Below are 20,286 nucleotides of genomic sequence, written 5' to 3'. Positions count from 1 at the left end.
ATCTCGCACAGCCGCAGACGCCAAAGCGCGTTGCACCTTCCTCCCGGCAAGCTGCCGGAAGTCTCTCCTGATGCTTTCTTGTCCTTGCCCATGAAACCCTTTCTTCGCCAGACCCTCGACCGCCAGTTGCTGCGGCTGCACGAACTTGACGCCTTGCTGTCCGCCAGTGACGTGGTCAGCGACCTGAACCGCTTTCGCACCCTGACCCGCGAACATGCCGAGGCCAGCGTGGTGGCCGAGCAGTACCACCGCCTCACGCGCCGCGAAGCCGACCTGGCCAGCGCCGAAAGCATGCTGGCCGAAGCCAGGAACGACCCCGACATGGCGGCCATGGCCGAGGAAGAAATGGATGCCGCCAAGGCCGATATCGCCCAGTTCGACGAAGCACTCCAGCTGATGCTGATTCCCAAGGACCCTGACGACAAGCGGGCGGCCTTCGTTGAAATCCGCGCTGGCGCGGGCGGCGATGAATCCGCACTTTTTGCCGCCGACCTGTTCCGTCTCTACACCCGCTTTGCCGAACGCAAGCGCTGGCAGGTCGAGATCATCAGCGAGTCGCCGAGCGAGCTGGGCGGCTACAAGGAAGTGGTGCTGCGCATCGACGGCCCGCCAGACATTCTGGGCGTGGGCGTGTACGGCAAGCTGCGCTTCGAGTCGGGCGGCCACCGCGTGCAGCGCGTGCCGGCGACTGAAACCCAGGGCCGCATCCACACCAGCGCCTGCACCGTGGCGGTGCTGGCCGAGCCGGATGAAGCCGTCGCCATCCAGATCAACCCGGCCGACCTGCGCATCGACACCTACCGCGCCAGCGGCGCCGGCGGCCAGCACATCAACAAGACGGATTCGGCCGTGCGCATCACGCACCTTCCGACCGGCATCGTCGCCGAATGCCAGGAAGGCCGGAGCCAGCACGGCAACAAGGCCCAGGCGATGAAGGTGCTGACCGCGCGCATCCACGAGAAAGACCGCTCGGCGCAGGCCGCCAAGGACGCCGCCGAGCGCAAGGGCCTGATTGGCAGCGGCGACCGCAGCGACCGCATCCGCACCTACAACTTCCCGCAGGGCCGGCTGACCGACCACCGCATCAACCTGACGCTGTACAAGCTCTTGAGCATCATGGAGGGCGACCTGGACGACGTCATCACGGCGCTGCAAGTGGCGCGCGGCGCCGAGCAGCTGAACGAGCTGGAAGCGGCGAACAACGGCGGCTGATCAGAAAAACCCTGTCACTTCAAGAGAAATAGCCGCTTCGCGCAATAAGCACGGGCGTAAACTGCTATTATTTATATAGCAAATAAAAATAAGACCGTGAATCAATCTTCCTGCGCGCACGCCCTGGCAGCGGCCCAACGACTTGGGCTCGACCGGCTCGATGCCCAGTTGCTGCTGCTGCACGCGCTGGGCAAGCCCCCCAGCGGCCGGTCCTGGCTGCTGGCGCACGACACCGACGAACTCGCGCCAGGGGTCATCGCGTTGTTTGGCGCCCTGAGCCTGCGCCGGGCCGAGGGCGAACCGCTGGCCTATATTGTCGGAACCAAGGAATTCTTTGGCCTGCCGCTACAAGTCGACAAGCGCGTGCTGGTGCCCCGTCCCGATACCGAAACCCTGGTGGAATGGTCGCTTGAGGTGTTGAAGGCGCAAGGCACGGCGCTGCAGGTTCTGGACCTGGGCACGGGCAGCGGCGCGATTGCCCTGGCCATTGCGCACAGCCTGAAGGCAGCGGGCCGCGAAGCGCAGGTCACCGCGGTTGATGCGAGTGCCGATGCGCTGGATGTCGCCCGTGAAAACGCCCAGCGACTGGACCTGGCCGTGGCGTTCATTGAAAGCTCCTGGCTGCAAGCAGTGGACGGATGCTTTCACCTGATCGCCAGCAATCCGCCTTACATCGCCAGCGCCGACCTGCACTTGGCGGCCCTGACGCATGAACCGCTGCAGGCGCTGACGGCCGGCGCCGATGGGCTCGACGACATCCGGCGCATCATCCAGCAAGCGCCCGGCCATCTGCTGCCTGGCAGTTGGCTGCTGCTGGAACACGGCTACGACCAGGCGGGGCAGGTCCGCGAATTGCTGCTTCGGCAAGGATTTTTACAGGTTGGAAGCCGTTACGATCTGGCAGGCATCGAGCGCTGCTCCGGCGGCCAACGGCCAGCTTGACATGACAATCCCTGACGGGTGCGCGGCATCGGGCAGACAGCGATAATCCAGTTTTGGAATGGCTGCATTCAAGTTCCATGGATTCAACGCTCCGGCCTCTTGGCCGGTTACCGACCTCACGGCCTGGCAAGGCCTTTTCACCCGAAGGATTTCAACATGAGCCCCACCGACCCGACCCAGCAACGCATTGAGCAAATTGTCAAATCAAGCGATGTGGTGCTTTTCATGAAGGGCACTGCCCAGTTCCCGATGTGCGGTTTTTCCGGACGCGCGATCCAGGTGCTCAAGGCCTGCGGCGTGACCAAGCCGGCTACGGTCAATGTGCTGGAAGACGAAGGCATCCGCAACGGCATCAAGACCTACAGCAACTGGCCAACCATTCCCCAGTTGTATGTCAAGGGCGAGTTCGTGGGCGGCTCCGACATCATGATGGAGATGTACGAGAACGGCGAACTCCAGGAAATGCTGGGCGCCCCCCAGGACTGAAGCCAAGCAACCCCATGCAACGCCCGCGCTGCGGGCGTTTTTCATTTCTGTTTCAGCGCGTATAGCCTGCACAGGCACCGGCATTGACCTGTCCCTGGCATTCACGCTTCAGGCGACTGTTTCGTTCATTGGGCATTTCGGCGGAACCCGGCAGAAACCAGACCTGGCCGCTGGCGCCTGTCTTTTTCTTCTTGGCGGACGCCGCCGGCTTGTCGCCGGAAGTTACGGATGATGCCCCGGCGTGCGCGCTGCCGACCAGCATGGCGGCTAGGCAAATGGCGGTCCAAAATGGCCTGACTACGATGTTTTTCATTTTTATCTCCATGTTGCCACCTGCTTACGCCGCAATGCCCCTTTGAGCAGTCTTGAAAGGCCCAGCCAAGTCAGGCCTCAATGCAGTTTCGGATCGCCGTAGGGTGAGTCATCAGGCGGCGTGTCTGCGGGCAGGCGGAAATCTTCTCTCGCCCAGGCACCCAGGTCGACGTTTTTGCAGCGTTCGCTGCAAAAGGGACGAAAAGGGTTGCTGGGTGCATAAACGCTGGGACCGCCGCAACCGGGACAGACCACCTGCCGCACAGGTGAAGGGGCTTTTTTCATATGGAGAAGAAGGATCGTGTCAGGATGAAGTACGCAATGCGAGTTCGGTCTGGTCCGGCTCAGGTGCACAGTGTCAGGTCAAACACGGTTTCCTCGTTGCTGGCCTGCTGGCGACCGTCGTTGTCATGGGACATGAAACGCACGGACACCATCAGGCGGTTGCAGCTGATTTCGGGAATCACCGCCACGCCTGAACGCAGCCGCAGCCGCAACAACTGGAAAGTCCGCCCCTGTGGCAGCATTTGCTGGTACTGACCAGCTGGCGCAATCACTTTTTGCGGCGCCCCCGAATCGCGCACCAGCCTGAGCAGCAGGTTCAGCGACTCCGCCAGCGGCACCAACGGCGACACCCAGCGTTGCAAATCATGCTGGCGAACGTTGACGCTGAGGTGCTGCCAGGCATGGTAGGCCGGCAAGTCGAATTCGCAAGTACCGCCCGGGATGCCGACACGGCTGCGAATACTCATCAGCCAGTCGTTTTCGGTCAAAGACTGGCCGACCTTGCCTGAAAGTTCATTCATGCTTGAGAAACACGCTTCAAGCTCGGCGGTGATGTCGTCAAGCACCCGCTCGGAGATAACCGGGTTGCCCCGGTAGCCGTTGAGCACGTGTTTCTGTTTTTCAATGTCCTTGAGCACATCGGTTTTCAGGTCAGCCCGTGCACCGACGTCCATGATCTCGAAAATGGTCGCCAGCGCGTGGTGATGGTCAACCGGGCTTTCCCGTTTCACCAGTTCAGCCAGGCGCAAAAACAGGTGTTCAAGCCGCAGATAAGTGCGTATGCGTTCGTTGAAGGGATGCTCGTAAAGAATCACGGAACTGGTTTTCCTAGCTTCAGTAGATGTTTTGTCATCATAGCCCGAAGCTGCATGCCAACTCACGCACCTGCCGCTCCAGCGCCTGCAGCGACAAGGTGTCGTTACAAATACAGGCATCAGCCGCCGCCAGCCGTTGCGCGCGGGTGGCTTGGCCGGCGATGATTTTCACGACCATTTCACGCGACATGGCGTTTCTGGCCATGACACGAGCAATTTGCGTTTCTTCCGTGCAGTCAATGACCAGCACACGGTCGAGCTGACAGCGCCAGCGTCTGGATTCCACCAGCAAAGGAATGTCAAACACGATGCAGGCTCGGCCGGCTTGCACGGCTGCGCTGGTTTGGCGGGTGGCTTCCTGGCTGACCAGGGGATGAATGATGGCTTCGAGCTGCCCTTTGATCGCCGGGTCGCTGAACGCAAGCTGGCGCATCCGGTCACGGTCCATTGCGCCGTCTGCCGTGATGATCTGCGGACCGAACTGCTTAGCCAGTTCCCCGATGGCGGCCCCTCCTGACGCTGTCAGCTGCCGGGAAATCGCATCGGCATCGATCAGCCCGGCGCCGCACTTCACCAGAACGCGCGCCACAGTGCTTTTGCCGCTGCCGATGCCGCCTGTCAGGCCGATACGCTGAACCAGCGGATGCATGGCTTACAAACCAATGAACTGAAGAATAGACTGGGGGCCGAAAATCATCGCGGTAAAGCCCGCCCCGGCCAGAAAAGGTCCGAAAGGCACATAGCCGCCCTCGCGCAGGCCGCTGGAGAACTTCATTGCGATGCCAACCGCCGCGCCAATCACCGAAGCCATCAGAATCATGGGCACCAGTGCGGTCCAGCCAAACCAGGCCCCGAGCGCGGCAAACAGCTTGAAGTCGCCATAGCCCATGCCCTCCTTGCCGGTGGCGAGCTTGAAGGCCCAGTACACCCCCCACAATGAGAGATAGCCCGCCACCGCCCCCCACAGGGCCGATGGCAGATCGACCGCCGGGTTCCATTGCATCGCAGCCGCGATCAGCCCCGCCCACAGCAGGGGCAAGGTCATGTCGTCAGGCAACAGGGTGGTGTCCCAGTCAATCACTGCCAGCGCCAGCAGCACGGCAGAAAATCCGCACCAGGCCAGCGCCGTCAGTGTCCAGCCCCAGCGCCAGGCACAAAAGAAGAACAAGCCGCCCGTGACGGCCTCGACCAGCGGATAGCGAACCCCGTAAGGCGCACCGCAAGCCGAGCACTTGCCAAGAAGGAAAACATAGCTGAGCACCGGAATGTTTTCATACCAGCGGATCAAATGGCCACAACTGGAACAGCGTGAACGCGGCGTCACCAGGTTGAATTTTTCTGCCGGTTGCGCTGGCGCGTCGTTCAGCTCGGCACATTCGGCTGCCCACTGGCGCTCCATCATCCTGGGAACCCGGTAGATGACCACATTGAGAAAGCTGCCGATGAGCAGACCGAGAATTCCAGCGAGCACCGCGACAAGTCCGGGCCCCATGTCTGCTGCCAGCAGCATCAAACGACTTGGCCCAGCTTGAAGATTGGCAGGTACATGGACACCACAATCCCGCCAATCAGCGTACCCAGAAACACAATGATGATGGGCTCCATCAGGCTGGACAGGCCGGCCACCATCTCATCGACTTCGGCTTCATAAAAATCGGCGGCCTTGCCGAGCATGTGGTCCACCGAGCCCGATTCCTCGCCAATGGCGCACATCTGCAGCACCATGGTGGGAAACAGGTTGGCATTGCCCATGGCAGCGGTCAGGCTGGTGCCGGTGGAGACTTCCTGCTGGATTTTCTCGGTGGCGTCGGCGTAGAGCGAGTTTCCCGATGCGCCACCGACCGAGTCCAGCGCTTCGACCAGCGGCACGCCGGCCGCGAACATGGTGGACAGGGTACGGGTCCAGCGGGCAATGACGGATTTTTCGATCAGGGTGCCAAATACAGGCAGTTTCAGCAGCAGCCGGTCCATGACCTTCTGCATTTTTTCGCTGCGTTTCCAGGCCTGGAGGAAAAAATAGATGCCACCACCTACGCCGCCAAAAATCAGCCACCAGTAGGCGACAAAAAACTCGCTGATGGCCATGACGATCAGTGTGGGCGCCGGCAAATCGGCGCCAAATGATGAAAACACCTCCTTGAACGCGGGAATCACGAAAATCATGATCACGGCAACCACCACGAAAGCCACCACTACGACGGAAGCCGGATACATGAGTGCCGATTTTATTTTTGACTTGATGGCCTCGGTTTTTTCCATATAAACTGCCAGGCGATCGAGCAGCGACTCCAGAATACCGGCAGCCTCGCCCGCCTCGACGAGGTTGCAGTACAGCGCATTGAAGTACATCGGGTATTTGCGGAAAGCACCGCTGAGCGACGTTCCGGTTTCAACATCGGTACGCACATCGTTCAGCAGTTTGGTTACGCTGCCGTTGGGATTACCGCGGCCCACGATGTCGAAAGACTGCAAAAGCGGCACGCCGGCCTTCATCATGGTGGCGAGCTGGCGGGTGAAGATGGCAATGTCACGCGGCTTGATGGCCTTGCCTGAACGCATGCGGCGCTTTTTAATCTTGGTTGCCATTACCCCTTGCCTGCGCAGCGATACCTTGACCTGATTCTCGCCCGAAGCGCGAACCTCGCCGCGAACCTGTTTGCCGCCCCGGTCCTTGCCCTCCCACTCGAAGACAAATTCCTTGATATCTTTGGACAATGCGGTTGCCATAAAGCCTTATCGTTGTGTGGACGGCTTTTGAGCCGTCTTGTCGCTGCCGCCCGATGTCCTTGTCCAGGCCATGCCACGCACCAGGCTAGGCATTGGTGCAGCCCAATATCTCTTCCATCGAGGTCATTCCCAGTTTAACTTTGTACAAGCCGGACTGGCGCAGGCTGCGCACGCCTTCAGCTTCGGCCTGGGCCGCGATTTCCATGGCGCTGCCGTCGCGCAGGACGATGCGCTGGATTTCTTCGGAAATGGGCATGACCTGGTAAATGCCCAGCCGGCCCTTGTAGCCGTTGTTGCATTTGGCGCAACCTACCGGATGAAAAGGCTTCCATGAGCCATCGACCTCATCGTCCTCGAAGCCAGCCTGAAGCATGGCATCGCGCGGAATCTCGATGGCTGCCTTGCAGTGCGGGCACAAGCGCCGTGCCAGCCGCTGGGCAGTGATCAGGATCACGCTTGAGGCGATGTTGAAGGGCGCAATCCCCATGTTTCGCATGCGCGTCAGGGTTGTCGGCGCATCGTTGGTGTGCAGTGTGGAAAGCACCAGGTGGCCGGTTTGAGCAGCCTTGATGGCAATGTCTGCAGTTTCGACATCACGGATTTCGCCGACCATGATGATGTCGGGGTCTTGCCGCAAAAAGGCCTTCAGGGCCACCGGGAAGGTCATTCCAGCCTTCTCGTTCATGCTGACCTGGTTGACCCCGGGCAAGGTAATCTCGGCCGGGTCCTCGGCCGTGGAAATGTTCACACCGGCGGTATTCAGGATGTTCAGGCAGGTGTAGAGCGAGACAGTTTTCCCCGAGCCTGTCGGCCCTGTCACCAGCACCATGCCGTAGGGCCGCTTGATCGCTTCCAGCAAGCGTTCCTTTTCTTCCGGCTCGTAGCCCAGTGCGTCAATGCCCAGTTTGGCGCTGCTGGGGTCCAGGATACGAATGACGATTTTTTCGCCGAACATGGTGGGCAAGGTGCTAACCCGGAAGTCGATCACGCGGTCGGGCCCGATCTTGAGCTTCATCTTGCCGTCCTGCGGAACCCGTTTCTCGGAAATGTCCAGCTTGGAAATCACCTTGATGCGCGCGGCCAGCTTTTCCTTGATCGCTATGGGCGGAGAACAAATTTCACGCAGTTCGCCGTCCACGCGGAATCGAACCCGGTAGGAATGCTCGAACGGCTCAAAGTGCAGGTCTGACGCACGCATGTTGAAAGCGTCGACCAGCATTTTGTGCAGGAATTTGACAATCGGTGCGTCTTCAACCTCCGACGCACTCGCTTCATTTTCCTGAGCAGCCGGCGCCGAGATGTCCTCGTCAAACTCGAACTCCTCGCCAACGATGTTTTCAATCATCTCTGACGCCGTGGCGCCAGAACCATCGACCAGCCGGGACAACTTGTCGTATTCGGCAATGATCCAGTCAACGCCCAATTGGGTGGAGAACTTGATCTGTTCTGCCGCGCTCTGGTCGGACGGATCTGCGGTTGCAATGATGAGCCGGTTGTTGCGCTTTCCCAGCACCACGATGCGGCAGGCCAGGCAGATTTTTGTATCGAGCAAGTCCTTGGGCAAACGCTGCATATCGACAGCGTCCATGTCCACCAGCGGCGCGGAAAAGGAGGTTGCCATGATGTGCGCCAGGTCGAACGCCGAGACCGCGCCTGACCCTGTCAATTCGGCGATGAAACTGCTTCGACTGCCCTGCGCTTTGAGGAAAATGTCCTCGGCTGCCTTTTGGCCCAGTTTTCCAGCCGACACCAAAGCTCTGCCGAGTCCAGGCAAAGCCGTGAGGGCTGGATTTTTTGGTGCGGTCTCGGTAACAGACATGGTTTTCAATACGTTGTCAAAGAAAGAATCATCGCTTAATGATTGCAAGGTGTAAACCAAGCGACTCGACAACGGCAGTATCTTGCTTCAATTATTTGCAAAATAAATAAGAATGCAACAGAACCAGGTTTGATGGATTCAACCTGAACCGTTTCGACGCTGATCTCCTGAAAATTGGTGGGTCATACGTCGGGTGGCATGGAAAAACAAGCATTACTGAGTCAGCTTGGGCATCTCCAGCGTCAGCTTTGCCGAACTTCCCGTGCTTGAGGTCAATACCGCCTGCCGACCGTCTACCGATTCCAGCACCATCTCGTTGTCAACCAGGGTACCCACCCGAACCGGTTTGGCATCCTGGCCATCAACCGATATCAGCGCAGCGCCGGCTTGGATGCGTCCTGCCACCACGCCAATCAAGTTGTAGCGACTGGCTGCAGGCGCTGCGGTTAACGGCGTGGCGGCAGGGGTCATCCCGCCGCCCAGCGCCCGGGCAATGGCCTGTGAACTGGCAGCAGGCGTTGGCTCAAGCAGCGTGGAGGAAGGCACGACCGGCGTTGGCAGTCCCCGGATCTTCAGACCCCAGTACACGACGCTGGCAGCAGCCAGTGCGGAGATGGTGAATGTCACAATTCTGGTAAACCATAGGTGATGGGCATCTGTCTGCATGGCACGATTATGATTGAAGCGACTATATGACTACACAACAACCTTCCTTCCTGTCCGTTCGACGGCGCCTCTCAGCAGGTTTCACTCTCATTGAGCTGATGGTGGTGCTGGTGATCATCGGTGTGCTGGCCGCGCTGGTGGTGCCCAACGTACTGGAACGTGCTGACGATGCGCGCGCCACGGCTGCCAAGACCGACGTTAACAACCTGATGCAGGCGCTCAAACTTTACCGGCTGGACAACCAGCGCTACCCTGCCGCCGAGCAGGGATTAAAGGCGCTGGTGGCGAAGCCGACCACCGGATCAATTCCTTCCAACTGGAAATCCTACGTAGACAAGCTGCCCAACGACCCCTGGGGTCGACCCTACCAGTACCTAAACCCTGGCATCAAGGGCGAAATCGACGTGATGTCCTTCGGTGCCGACGGGCAACCCGGTGGAGAGGGCAAGAATGCGGATATTGGCAGCTGGGATTGAGGTAGTTCCCGCGCTTGTCACTGCGTGTGCTGCGCCGACCCCCGAGGAGGCCGCTGCGCCTGCGGCCTGGCACAACCAGTTCCACAGCCCGGGCTGGTTTGGAACGAGTACGCGCACGTTTCCCGCTTTGCTTGATTCGCTGCATTCCAAGGTTGCCATGACGCGCGGTGCGCCTGCACGGCGAATTCGCCAGGCCGGGTTCACACTGATTGAATTGCTGATGGTGTTGGCGATCATGGCCATAGCAACAGCGGGCGTGGGGCTGGCGCTGCGCGACACGTCGGGGACGGCGCTGGAACGCGAAGCGCAGCGGCTCGCGGTCCTGCTAGATTCAGCCCGGGCGCAGTCGCGCATGACTGCCAACCCGGTGCGATGGCGCCCCACCGCCACCGGCTTTGTTTTCGAAGGCTTGGCGAAAGGCTCAAGTTTTCCCTCTGAGTGGCTGGGCCCGGACGTTCGCGCAGCCGTCACCAATGTCGTGGTGCTAGGACCAGAACCGGTCATCGGGCCGCAGCAAATTCGCCTGGTGTCCATTTCGGACCCTTCGCGCAGCCTGATTCTGGCCACGGATGGCATCCGGCCTTTCTCGGTCATGGTGGAAGGTAGCAGGTGATGCTGCGCAGCCGGATCAAACGCTTTGGCGTTCGCGGCTTCACGCTGATCGAGGTGCTTGTCGCGCTTGGCATCGTCGCGGTCGCGCTGGCCGCCGGTGTGCGGGCCACAGGCTCGTTGACGCGCAATTCGGAACGCCAGTCTGATTTGCTGCTGGCCCACCTGTGCGCCGAAAATGCATTGGTGAATGTTCGGCTGTCCCGGCAAATGCCAGCGGTTGGCGACAATACCAGCACCTGCGAACAAGCCGGCCGCAGCCTGGCGGTGCGACTGTGGGTGCAGCCTACGCCCAATCCGAATTTTCTCCGGGTTGAAGCACAGGTGCTCGACGGTGCAGCGCGAATACTCGCGCTGTCGACCATCGTGGGAAGGTACTGAACATGGCGCTCCGACATGCTGCTTCACGCCGTTTGCCGCGCCCTGCGCAGGCACGCGGCTTTACCCTGATCGAGCTGCTGGTGGCCCTGGCCGCGATGGCGCTGATGGCCGGCCTGAGCTGGCGCGGGCTCGACGGCATGGTGCGGGCACAGGCGCAGATCCAACAGCGGGCTGATGCGGTGCTCACCTTGCAGGCTGGCCTCACGCAATGGTCGGCAGACCTGGACGCATTGGCGCAGTTGCCTCGCACACCCACCCTGGACTGGGATGGGCGCGGACTGCGGATTGTCCGCCGCAGCACCGTCCGGCCTGGCGACGGCCTGCTGGTAGTGGCCTGGTCACGGCGCAATGTAAACGGCACCGACCAGTGGCTGCGATGGCAGTCGCCGCCGCAGTTTTCCCGGGGCGCCTTGCAAACCGCCTGGGAGCGTGCCGCCCAGTGGGCACAGAACCCGGGCGATGCCGAAAAAAGGGACGAAGTCCGCATCACACCGCTGGCGCAATGGCAGATCTTCTACTTTCGCGGCAATGCCTGGACCAATCCTCTGTCCAGCGACAACGCCAACACCCCCGCAGCGTCGCCGATTCGCAGCCCACCCGAGCCCGCTGACAACGACCTGGCGCTGCCCGACGGCGTCCGGCTGGTGCTGACCCTTCCCGGCAGCGAAGCCATCCACGGCGTCATCACGCGCGACTGGGTCCGTCCAGCGCTGGCGGGCTCCAAGTCGTGATGCACACTGGAAAGTCGCTGGCGCGTCCCGGCGCGGCAGCGGCTGCACGCCAAGCCCGCCAGGCGGGCGCAGCCCTGCTCACGGCGATGCTGACGGTGGCGCTGGTGGCCAGCCTCGCGGCCGGTGCCTTGTGGCAGCAATGGCGCAGCGTTGAAGTAGAAGCCGCCGAACGTGCGCGGGTGCAGTCGCTCTGGCTGCTGACCGGTGCGCTCGACTGGGCGCGCCTGATCCTGCGCGAGGATGCCCGCTCAGGCGGCGCCGACTACCTGTCGGAACCCTGGGCTGTGCCGCTGGAAGAAGCGCGGCTTTCAACCTTTCTGGCGGCCGACAAAAAAACCAACCCGGACGACGAGGCCACTGCTTCGCAAACCTTCCTGTCGGGCCTGATCACCGATTTGCAATCGCGCCTGAACATCATCAACCTGGTGGAAAGCGGTGGCAAGGTGTCCGAGCCGTCGGTGAAAGCCTTTGCCAAGCTGTTCGAGTTGCTGGGACTTCCCCCGGGGGAACTGCAGGTGCTGGTTGAAAACCTGCGGCTTGCGCTGGACACCAGCCCCGAAAATGCGGCTGCCCAACAGGCGCCCCTGCTGCCGCAGCGCATCGATCAGCTGGTCTGGCTGGGACTGTCGGCGCCGAGTCTGGCCGTCCTGCGGCCTTACATCACCCTCCTGCCGGTGCGCACCCCGGTCAACCTGAACACCGCCAGCGCCACCGTGCTGTCGGCCTGCATTCCTTCGCTGGAAATGGGGCAGGCCCAGCGGCTGGTGAACACACGCCAGGCAAATCACTTCAAGACGCTGGCCGAAGTGACTGCGCAGCTTGGCCAGACGGCCTTGCCGCTGAATGAAGCGCAGCACAGCGTCAATTCACGTTTCTTCGAGGTTCAGGGGCGGCTGCGGCTGGACCAGGCAGTGGTCGAGGAACGTTCAGTGGTGCAGCGCGACGGTCTGGAGGTGAAAACCTTGTGGCGCGACCGGGGCGCTTCGGTGCCTTGACACGCCCCCCTACAATGGCCCCTTAATACAAGCATGACTACCCTGATCGTCACCCTTTCCCAGCCGCTTCCGACTGCCGCCATGCTTTGCGAGGGCGTTTTGAGCGATGACGGATACACCGTTTTGCGCGCCGTTCAGGCACCCGCATCCCTGTTGCCCGCACCCTCCAGCGCCGTCATCGTGGCGGTGGTTCCCGCCAGCCGCTTGTCCTGGCACCGGCTTGCCTTGCCCCGGGGCGCACTGAAGGGTGGCTTGTTCCAGGATGGCAATGCCGGGCGGCTGCGTGCCGTGCTCGACGGGCTGCTGGAAGACAGCGTGCTTGACGAGACCAGCCAGTTGCATTTCGCCATCGAGCCGAACCCGCGCGCAGACGAACCCGTGTGGGTCGCGGCCTGTGACAGGGCCTGGCTGCATGCCTGGCTGGCGATGCTGACGCAGGCCGGCAGGCCGGTCGCGCGCATCGTACCCGAACTGGCGCCGCCCTCTGGCGATGCCCCCGCCTCGCTGCATATCACTGGCACGCCCGACCAGGCCCAGCTGATGCGCACCGGACCTGAAGGCGTGACGCTGCTGCCGCTGTCAGTGGCCAGCGCCGCGCTGATGGCATGGCCGCAAGAGGCCGAAGTGCTGGCAGAACCCGGCGTTGCCGCATTGGCGGAACATTTCTTCAACCGTCCAGCCCGGCTGCAGACGCCGCCGGAGCGCTGGCTGGCGGCGGCGCAGTCGGACTGGGACATGGCGCAGTTCGACCTGCTCTACACCAGGGGCACCCGTACCCGCAAGCATCTGTCGGCCATGCTGTCCTCGCTGTTCAGGGCGCCGCGCTGGCGTGCCGCCCGATGGGCCAGTGCGGCCCTGGTACTGGCCAACCTGGTGGGCCTTCAGGCCTGGGCCTGGAAAGAGCAGTCCGCACAGGCCGCCCAGCGCTCCTCCATCCGCAACCTGTTGACCGCCACGTTCCCCGACGTGCGCGTGGTCGTGGACGCGCCGGTGCAAATGGCCCGCGCGCTGTCCGACCTGCAACGCCGCAATGGCGTCGCCTCGGCTGCCGACATGGAAACCATGTTAGGACATTTTCAGGCTTCCGCGCCCGATACGACTTCACCGACAGCTATTGAATTCATAGCAAATGAACTCCGCATGAAAGGACTTTCCCTCTCGGCTTCCGCTCTGGCCGAAATCGACGCGCGACTGCAGCCCCGGGGTTACAGCCTGCGCATGGAGGCCGATGGCCTGACAATGAAAGAGGAGCGTTTTCCATGAGCTTGACAAGTGCCCTGGAGCCGCTGCGAGCGCGCTGGGTCCAACTGCCGGGTCGCGAAAAAAATGGCATCCGGCTGGCTGGCCTGCTGGTCCTGGCCATCGTGCTCTGGCAATTCAGCATCAGGCCGGCACTTGGCACGCTGCGCACCGCCGACGCCCAAGCCAGGGTGCTGGACGCGCAACTGCAGACCATGCAGGCAATGCAGCTGCAGGCGCAGGCCGTCCAGAAGCAGCCTCCACTGGGCTTTGACGAAGCGGTTCGCGCCCTGACCGCCACCACCAAGCAAACGCTGGGCGCCAGCGCCCAGCTGGTGCTGGCAGGCGAGCGCGCCAGCATCACCGTCAAGGACGCCACCCCCGATGCGCTGGCAGAGTGGCTGACGCAGGCGCGCCTGAATGCCCGCTCGGCACTGATTGAGGCCCGTTTGGTGCGCGCCTCGACGCCAGGCGGCCCGGTCTGGAATGGCGTTCTTGTGATGGGCCTGCCAGCCCGCTAGCCAGACCATGCCCTCCCACCCTGCCCCTACCGCTGCCAGCCCTGCCTTTGCCACTGCCCCCTGGCGCTGGGCAGTGGCGGGCGCGCTTGGCGGGCTGGTACTGGCCTTGGGCCTGTTTGCCCCGGCGCGCTGGCTTGCGGCGCTGGTTCTTCAGGCCAGCGGCGGCCATGCCCTGCTGGCGGCACCCCGGGGCAATTTCTGGCAGGGCTCGGCGCGACTCGTGTTGTCGGGGGGCGCAGGCAGCCTCGACGCCGTGGCCTTGCCCGGACAGGTGAGCTGGCGGATCCGGCCGGACTGGACCGGCCTGGAGCTTCAACTCCACGCCGAATGCTGCATGCAGCAGGCCTGGCGGCTTCAGGCCCGGCCGACAGGCTGGAGCGGCGTGCAGCTGGCGATTTCTGACAGCCAGTCACAATGGCCCGCCGCACTGCTCTCAGGCCTGGGCACACCGTGGAACACGGTGCAGGCGCAAGGCCAGCTGGCGGCTTCGACCCAGGGCCTCAAAGCCCAATGGACACAGGGCCGGCTGGTGCTGGCAGGCCGCCTGCAGCTTGACGCCCTGCAGATTTCCTCACGCCTGTCCACGCTGCACCCCATGGGCAGCTACCGCCTCATGCTGACGGGCGGCAGCCCACCCACGCTTGAGCTGAGCACCCTTGACGGCAGTCTGCAACTCACCGGCCAAGGCCAGTGGGTCGGCCAGCGGCTGCGATTCGATGGCGCTGCCAGCGCCTCGCCCGGGAGCGTCGACGCGCTCTCGAATCTCTTGAACATCATCGGGCGGCGCAATGGCGCAACGGCCGTCATCACAGTGGGTTAAAGCCGCATGAAACATCCGAACTTCAAACAACACCAGCTTGCTATATTTTCAATAGCTGGAAGTGCCCTGCTAGCATGCGGAACAGGCCTATTTCCCTTAGATTCGCAGGCGCAGCCGCAAGTGGCGTCACCGGCAGCCGCAGGCAAGCGCGGCGAAGCCATCACGCTGAACTTCGTCAATGCCAACATCGACGCGGTGGCCCGCACCATGGCCACGCTGACGGGCCGCAACGTGGTGGTCGATCCACGCGTCAAGGGGACGATCACGCTGACAACCGAACGCCCGGTCAGCCCGGCCGTGGCCTACAGCCAGTTTCTGGCCATCCTGCGACTGCAGGGATTTACCGTGGTCAACGCCGCCGGCCTGGACAAGATCGTTCCCGAAGCTGACGCCAAACTGCAGGGCGGCGCCGTGTCCACCAACGTGCCAGTCGGCGGCGGGCAGATCGCCACGACGATCTTCAAGCTCAGCTTTGAGAATGCCAACAACCTGCTGCCCATCCTGCGGCCGCTGATCAGCCCGAACAACACCATCAACGTCAACCCCGGCAACAACTCGCTGGTGATCACCGACTATGCCGACAACCTGAACCGCCTGGGCCGCATCATTGCCGCGCTGGACGTGGCCAACGCCACCAATGTCGAACTGCTCCCGGTGCGCTATGCGTCGGTGACCGACCTGGCGCCCCTGCTGACGCGGCTGCTCGACAACAGCGCTGGCGGCGGCGTGGTGACCGCCGAGGCCAGCTACAAAACCACCGTGCTCGCCGAGCCGCGCAGCAATTCGCTGATTGTTCGTGCCGCCAATGGCGCGCGCCTGGAACTGGTCAAGTCGCTGCTCAAGACCCTGGACACGCCAAGCATGAACGGCCCGAACGGCGATGCCGGCAACATCTATGTGGTCTACCTGAAGAATGCCGATGCCACCAACCTGGCGACGGTCTTGCGCGCCTCCATGACCGGCGGCGGTTCGGCCAGCCCGGCAACGCCGCAGATGGGCAATACACCGGCCATGAACACGGCGGGACAAGCGGGCACGACCAGCAGCATGGGCCAGCCCAGCAGTGCAGCGACCGCCCCCATCACCCCGAGCGCAGGCCCCTCGACCGGCGGGCAGATCCAGGCCGACCCGTCGACCAATTCACTCATCATCACCGCCTCGGAGCCGCAGTACCGGCAACTGCGCGCGGTGATTGAAAAGCTCGATGCCCGGCGGGCGCAGGTCTACGTGGAAAGCCTGATTGCCGAAGTCAACATGGACAAGGCGGCCGAGTTCGGCATCCAGTGGCAGGGGCCCCTCGGCGGCAAGGGCGACAGCCTGATCGGCCTGCTGGGCACCAACTTTGGCAGCAGCGGCAAAAACATCATCCAGTCGGCCCTGGGCGCTTCCAGCGGCACACCCCTGCCCCCCGGAACCGGCTTGAACCTCGGTGTGGCGGCGCGCAGCAACGGCGTCTACTTCCTCGGCTTCCTGGCCAACTTCCTGCAGACCTCGGGCGCCGGCAACATCCTGTCAACGCCCAACCTCATCACGCTGGACAACGAAGAGGCCAAGATCATCATTGGCCAGAACGTGCCTTTCGTGACAGGCCAGTTCACCAACACCGGCAGCGGTGGCAGCAACGGCAGCGTTAACCCCTTCCAGACGATCGAGCGCAAGGACGTCGGCCTGACCTTGCGCGTCAAGCCGCAGATCAGCGAAAACGGCACGGTCAAGATGGCGATCTTCCAGGAAGTCTCCAGCGTGCAGCCGGGTTCGGTCAATTCGGCCACCGGCCTGATCACCAACAAGCGCTCGATCGAGTCGCACGTGCTGGTCGAGGATGGCGCGATCATCGTGCTCGGCGGCCTGCTGCAGGACGAGTACTCAGGCAACCAGGACAAGGTGCCCGGCCTGGGTGACGTGCCGGTGTTCGGCAACCTGTTCAAGTCCGAAAGCCGCAGCCGCAAGAAAACCAACCTGATGGTCTTTCTGCGGCCGGTGGTGGTGCGCGATGCCGCCTCCACGAACGCCCTGTCGATGGACCGCTATGACCTGATGCGCACCACTCAACAGCAGACGCAGCCAGTCAACAGCAGCCTGGTGCCGGTCAACGAGTCGCCGGTGCTGCCGGCGATCACGCCCATGCCTGCGGTGGCGCCGGCCAGGCCAGTGGCTGCACCCCTGTTCCAGACAGCCCCGCTGCCCCTGGTGAACGACCGATAAGCATGGAACATCCCGCCCGCTACCCTTTGCCTTATGGGTTCGCACGCAGCCAGCAATTGCTGCTGGAGGACTTCGGCGGCGACCTGACGCTGTGGCTGCACAGCCTGGGCACGCCTCAAACGGCAGGTGCCATCAGCGAAGTGATGCGCAAGTTCGAGGTCCAGCACATCAGCATCGAGGCACCCGAGTTGCTCCAGCAACGCATCAGCGCCGCCTACTCCCAGAGCGAATCGAGCGCTGCCACCGTCATCAGCGAGGTTGAAAGCGATGTTGACCTGTCCCGCATGATGCAGGCACTGCCGGCCATCGAGGACTTGCTGGAAACATCCGACGACGCGCCCATCATCCGCATGCTCAATGCCTTGCTGACGCAGGCCGCGCGCGATGGCGCCAGCGACATCCACATCGAGCCCTACGAGCGCCATTCAGCCGTGCGCTTTCGGGTCGATGGCTCGCTGCGCAACGTGGTGCAGCCCAATCGCGCGTTGCATGCCGCACTGATCTCGCGCCTGAAAATCATGGCCGAACTTGACATTGCCGAAAAACGCCTGCCGCAGGACGGCCGCATTTCCCTGCGCATCGGCACCCGTGCCGTGGACGTGCGCGTCAGCACGCTGCCCAGCGCCCATGGCGAGCGCGCCGTGCTGCGGCTGCTGGACAAGAGTGGCGACCGGCTCAACCTGGAAGCCGTCGGCATGCAGGGCGACGTGCTGAGCCGCTTCGAGCACCTGGTGGCGCAGCCGCACGGCATCATTCTGGTGACTGGCCCGACGGGTTCGGGCAAGACCACCACGTTGTACGCCGCCATGGAGCGGCTCGACACGCGGCGCCAGAACATCATGACGGTCGAGGACCCGATCGAGTACGAACTGGCCGGCGTCGGCCAGACCCAGGTCAACGCAAAAATAGACCTGGACTTTGCAAAGGCCCTGCGCGCCATCTTGCGCCAGGACCCGGACGTGATCATGATCGGTGAGATCCGCGACTTTGAAACCGCGCAGATCGCCATCCAGGCCTCGCTCACTGGCCACCTGGTGCTGGCCACGCTGCACACCAACGACGCTGCCAGCGCCGTCACGCGCCTGACCGACATGGGCATCGAGCCGTTTTTGCTCAGTTCGTCGCTGCTCGGCGTGCTGGCGCAGCGGCTGGTGCGCAAGGTCTGCGTTCACTGCAAAGGCGCCGGCTGCGCCACCTGCGGCCAAACCGGCTACCAGGGACGCACCGGCGTGTTCGAATTGCTGGCGACCAACGACGCCATCCGGGCGCAGATTCACCACCGGGCGTCGGAAGCCGACCTGCGCGAGGCGGGCCTCGAAAACGGCATGACGCTGATGCGCGACGACGGCGAACGGCTGGTGCAGGCCGGCATCACCACGCGCGAGGAACTGGTGCGTGTGACTCGGGATTAGATGACCCCCACGCTTTTCACTTCGTGTAATGCGCTGCCCCCCGGGGGGGCCGCTGCGCCTGCGGCCTGGCAAAGCCAGTTCCGCGGCCCCGGCTGGTCTGGAGCGAAAACGCCAGCGCTTTTCACTTCGTGTAATGCGCTGCCCCCCGGGGGGGCCGCTGCGCCTGCGGCCTGGCAAAGCCAGTTCCGCGGCCCCGGCTGGTCTGGAGCGAAAACGCCAGCGCTTCCCGCTTTGTGTGGTTCGCTGCCCCCCGGGGGGGCGCTGCGCCTGCGGCCTGGCAAAGCCAGTTCCGCGGCCCTGACTGGTTTTGGGCGGTCGTGCGCCGGAGCTGCTGAACGTTTAACGAGAGTTTTCCATGCCTGCCTATTCATTCGAAGCCCTCACCGCCGAGGGCGCAACCCGCAAGGGCATCATCGAGGCCGACACCGCACGGTCGGCGCGCAGCATGCTCCGGGCGCAGGCGCTGGTGCCGCTGGCGGTCCAGGCAGTTGGCGCGACAGGCAGAGGTGTGCAGCCGGCCGGCGCTTCGGGCTGGAACACCACGCTGTGGAGCAAACGTGTCTTCAATGCCACGGCGCTGGCCATCTGGACGCGCCAGATCGCCGGGCTGGTCACCTCGGGCCTGCCGCTGGAGCGGGCGCTGACGGCGCTGGCCGACGAATCCGAAAACATTCCCCAGCGCCACCTGGTCGCCAACCTGCGGGCCGAGGTCAACGGCGGCACCCCTTTTGCCACCGCGCTGGCCCAGCACCCGCGCGAGTTTTCAGCGACGTATTGCGCGGTCGTGGGCGCTGGCGAGCACAGCGGCAATCTCGGCATGGTGCTGGAGCGGCTGGCCGACGACCTGGAGCAGAGTCAGGAACTCAAGGCCAAGCTGGTGGGCGCAGCGCTGTACCCGGCCATCGTCACCCTGGTGGCCATTGCCATCGTGACCTTCCTGCTGGGCTATGTGGTGCCGCAGGTGGCGCAGGTGTTTGCTGGCAGCAAGCGGGCCTTGCCAGCGCTGACCGTCATCATGCTCGGCCTGGCCGGCTTCGTGCGCAACCAGGGCTGGCTGATGCTGCTGGCGCTGGCTGCGATGGCAGCCAGCTTCCGGCTGGCCTGGAGCAGCGCTGCTTTTCGTGAAAGGTTCGATGCCGCCTGGCTGACGCTGCCGGTGCTGGGCAAGCTCTCGCGCGGCTACAACGCCGCGCGTTTTGCCGGCACCCTGGCCATGCTGGCGGGCGCCGGCGTGCCCATCCTCAAGGCCTTGCAGGCAGCGGCTGACACGCTGTCGAACCGGGCCATGCGTGCCGATGCGCTGGATGCGCTGGTGCTGGTGCGCGAAGGCACACCGCTGGCCTCAGCCATCGGTCATAAAAAGCGTTTTCCAGGGCTACTGAGCATGTTTGCCCGCCTGGGTGAGCAGACCGGCCAGTTGCCGGTCATGCTGGACCGCGCAGCCCGCCAGCTTGGCACCGAAGTGCAACGCCGTGCGCTGCAACTGGCCACCTTGCTGGAGCCGCTGCTGATCGTGGTCATGGGCCTGGTCGTGATGCTGATCGTTCTTGCCGTGCTGCTGCCCATCATTCAGCTCAACCAGCTGGCACGCTAAACCGGTCACCAGTGGTCAGGCATGGCAGTCATGGACGGA

The 20,286-nt window shown here is 63.1% G+C and carries 22 protein-coding genes; 14 read left to right on the top strand and 8 right to left on the bottom strand.

Annotation, left to right across the window (positions count from 1 at the left end; genetic code table 11):
- The first annotated feature begins 90 nt into the window (after positions 1 to 90).
- The 3 genes from prfA to grxD all read left to right on the top strand — a co-directional run bounded on the left by prfA (position 91) and on the right by grxD (position 2,640).
- Complete coding sequence (gene prfA, locus IWX85_RS03300) at positions 91 to 1,212, top strand: peptide chain release factor 1 (protein ID WP_036809305.1); 1,122 nt, start codon at positions 91 to 93, stop codon at positions 1,210 to 1,212.
- A 96-nt stretch (positions 1,213 to 1,308) separates the two neighbouring features.
- Positions 1,309 to 2,154 carry a peptide chain release factor N(5)-glutamine methyltransferase gene (prmC, locus tag IWX85_RS03295; RefSeq protein ID WP_036809302.1) on the top strand — a complete coding sequence of 282 codons (846 nt, stop codon included), beginning with the start codon at positions 1,309 to 1,311 and terminating at the stop codon, positions 2,152 to 2,154.
- A 156-nt stretch (positions 2,155 to 2,310) separates the two neighbouring features.
- On the top strand, positions 2,311 to 2,640 hold the full coding sequence (gene grxD / locus IWX85_RS03290; RefSeq protein WP_036809300.1) for a Grx4 family monothiol glutaredoxin: 330 nt from the start codon (positions 2,311 to 2,313) through the stop codon (positions 2,638 to 2,640).
- 52 nt (positions 2,641 to 2,692) lie between these two features.
- On the opposite strand, the gene IWX85_RS03285 is transcribed toward grxD, so the two are convergent.
- The 8 genes from IWX85_RS03285 to IWX85_RS03250 all read right to left on the bottom strand — a co-directional run bounded on the left by IWX85_RS03285 (position 2,693) and on the right by IWX85_RS03250 (position 9,225).
- Positions 2,693 to 2,953: a hypothetical protein gene (locus IWX85_RS03285; protein WP_196868731.1), complete on the bottom strand. Its 261-nt coding sequence runs from the start codon at positions 2,951 to 2,953 to the stop codon at positions 2,693 to 2,695.
- Positions 2,954 to 3,030: 77 nt separating this feature from the next.
- On the bottom strand, positions 3,031 to 3,237 hold the full coding sequence (locus IWX85_RS03280) for a DNA gyrase inhibitor YacG (RefSeq protein WP_036809293.1): 207 nt from the start codon (positions 3,235 to 3,237) through the stop codon (positions 3,031 to 3,033).
- Between the two features lie 59 nt (positions 3,238 to 3,296).
- Positions 3,297 to 4,052 (bottom strand): cell division protein ZapD, encoded by a 756-nt coding sequence (gene zapD / locus IWX85_RS03275; protein WP_036809290.1) that lies wholly within the window; start codon positions 4,050 to 4,052, stop codon positions 3,297 to 3,299.
- Positions 4,053 to 4,089: 37 nt separating this feature from the next.
- Complete coding sequence (gene coaE, locus IWX85_RS03270; protein WP_036809288.1) at positions 4,090 to 4,701, bottom strand: dephospho-CoA kinase; 612 nt, start codon at positions 4,699 to 4,701, stop codon at positions 4,090 to 4,092.
- Between the two features lie 3 nt (positions 4,702 to 4,704).
- Positions 4,705 to 5,544, bottom strand: a complete 840-nt coding sequence (locus IWX85_RS03265; protein WP_231379487.1) for an A24 family peptidase — start codon at positions 5,542 to 5,544, stop codon at positions 4,705 to 4,707.
- A gap of 17 nt (positions 5,545 to 5,561) precedes the next feature.
- Positions 5,562 to 6,779, bottom strand: a complete 1,218-nt coding sequence (locus IWX85_RS03260; RefSeq protein WP_196868729.1) for a type II secretion system F family protein — start codon at positions 6,777 to 6,779, stop codon at positions 5,562 to 5,564.
- 85 nt (positions 6,780 to 6,864) lie between these two features.
- Entirely contained in the window at positions 6,865 to 8,598 is a 1,734-nt protein-coding gene (gene pilB, locus IWX85_RS03255; RefSeq protein ID WP_196868728.1) for a type IV-A pilus assembly ATPase PilB, read from the bottom strand.
- Between the two features lie 213 nt (positions 8,599 to 8,811).
- Complete coding sequence (locus tag IWX85_RS03250) at positions 8,812 to 9,225, bottom strand: general secretion pathway protein C (protein WP_196868727.1); 414 nt, start codon at positions 9,223 to 9,225, stop codon at positions 8,812 to 8,814.
- Between the two features lie 65 nt (positions 9,226 to 9,290).
- Between IWX85_RS03250 and gspG the strand changes: the two genes are divergently transcribed.
- The 11 genes from gspG (at position 9,291) to gspF (ending at position 20,247) form a co-directional block, all read left to right on the top strand.
- Positions 9,291 to 9,740, top strand: a complete 450-nt coding sequence (gene gspG, locus IWX85_RS03245) for a type II secretion system major pseudopilin GspG (protein WP_036809279.1) — start codon at positions 9,291 to 9,293, stop codon at positions 9,738 to 9,740.
- Positions 9,724 to 10,353, top strand: a complete 630-nt coding sequence (locus IWX85_RS03240) for a prepilin-type N-terminal cleavage/methylation domain-containing protein (RefSeq protein ID WP_370584187.1) — start codon at positions 9,724 to 9,726, stop codon at positions 10,351 to 10,353. The genes gspG and IWX85_RS03240 overlap by 17 nt, the downstream gene beginning before the upstream one ends.
- Positions 10,353 to 10,730 carry a type II secretion system minor pseudopilin GspI gene (gene gspI, locus IWX85_RS03235; RefSeq protein WP_036809276.1) on the top strand — a complete coding sequence of 126 codons (378 nt, stop codon included), beginning with the start codon at positions 10,353 to 10,355 and terminating at the stop codon, positions 10,728 to 10,730. Before IWX85_RS03240 ends, gspI begins: the two co-directional genes overlap by 1 nt.
- Before the next feature lie 2 nt (positions 10,731 to 10,732).
- Entirely contained in the window at positions 10,733 to 11,461 is a 729-nt protein-coding gene (locus IWX85_RS03230; RefSeq protein ID WP_036809273.1) for a type II secretion system protein J, read from the top strand.
- Entirely contained in the window at positions 11,461 to 12,456 is a 996-nt protein-coding gene (gene gspK, locus IWX85_RS03225; RefSeq protein WP_051984260.1) for a type II secretion system minor pseudopilin GspK, read from the top strand. The genes IWX85_RS03230 and gspK overlap by 1 nt, the downstream gene beginning before the upstream one ends.
- A gap of 33 nt (positions 12,457 to 12,489) precedes the next feature.
- Positions 12,490 to 13,719: a type II secretion system protein GspL gene (gene gspL, locus IWX85_RS03220; protein ID WP_196868726.1), complete on the top strand. Its 1,230-nt coding sequence runs from the start codon at positions 12,490 to 12,492 to the stop codon at positions 13,717 to 13,719.
- Positions 13,716 to 14,216: a type II secretion system protein GspM gene (gene gspM, locus IWX85_RS03215; RefSeq protein ID WP_036809267.1), complete on the top strand. Its 501-nt coding sequence runs from the start codon at positions 13,716 to 13,718 to the stop codon at positions 14,214 to 14,216. The genes gspL and gspM overlap by 4 nt, the downstream gene beginning before the upstream one ends.
- 7 nt (positions 14,217 to 14,223) lie before the next feature.
- Positions 14,224 to 15,036, top strand: a complete 813-nt coding sequence (locus IWX85_RS03210; RefSeq protein ID WP_036809264.1) for a type II secretion system protein N — start codon at positions 14,224 to 14,226, stop codon at positions 15,034 to 15,036.
- Between the two features lie 6 nt (positions 15,037 to 15,042).
- Entirely contained in the window at positions 15,043 to 17,241 is a 2,199-nt protein-coding gene (gene gspD / locus IWX85_RS03205; protein WP_196868725.1) for a type II secretion system secretin GspD, read from the top strand.
- 2 nt (positions 17,242 to 17,243) lie between these two features.
- A complete protein-coding gene (locus IWX85_RS03200; protein WP_036809258.1) occupies positions 17,244 to 18,653 on the top strand; it encodes a GspE/PulE family protein in 1,410 nt (469 codons plus the stop codon).
- Positions 18,654 to 19,008: 355 nt separating this feature from the next.
- Positions 19,009 to 20,247, top strand: coding sequence for a type II secretion system inner membrane protein GspF (gene gspF / locus IWX85_RS03195; protein ID WP_036809255.1), 1,239 nt, complete (start codon positions 19,009 to 19,011; stop codon positions 20,245 to 20,247).
- Positions 20,248 to 20,286: the final 39 nt, after the last annotated feature.

Source organism: Polaromonas sp. CG_9.11 (assembly GCF_015752225.1).
Lineage (GTDB): Bacteria > Pseudomonadota > Gammaproteobacteria > Burkholderiales > Burkholderiaceae_C > Polaromonas.
The sequence above is the reverse complement of the archived record's forward strand: the minus strand, read 5'-3'. Positions and strand labels throughout refer to the sequence as shown.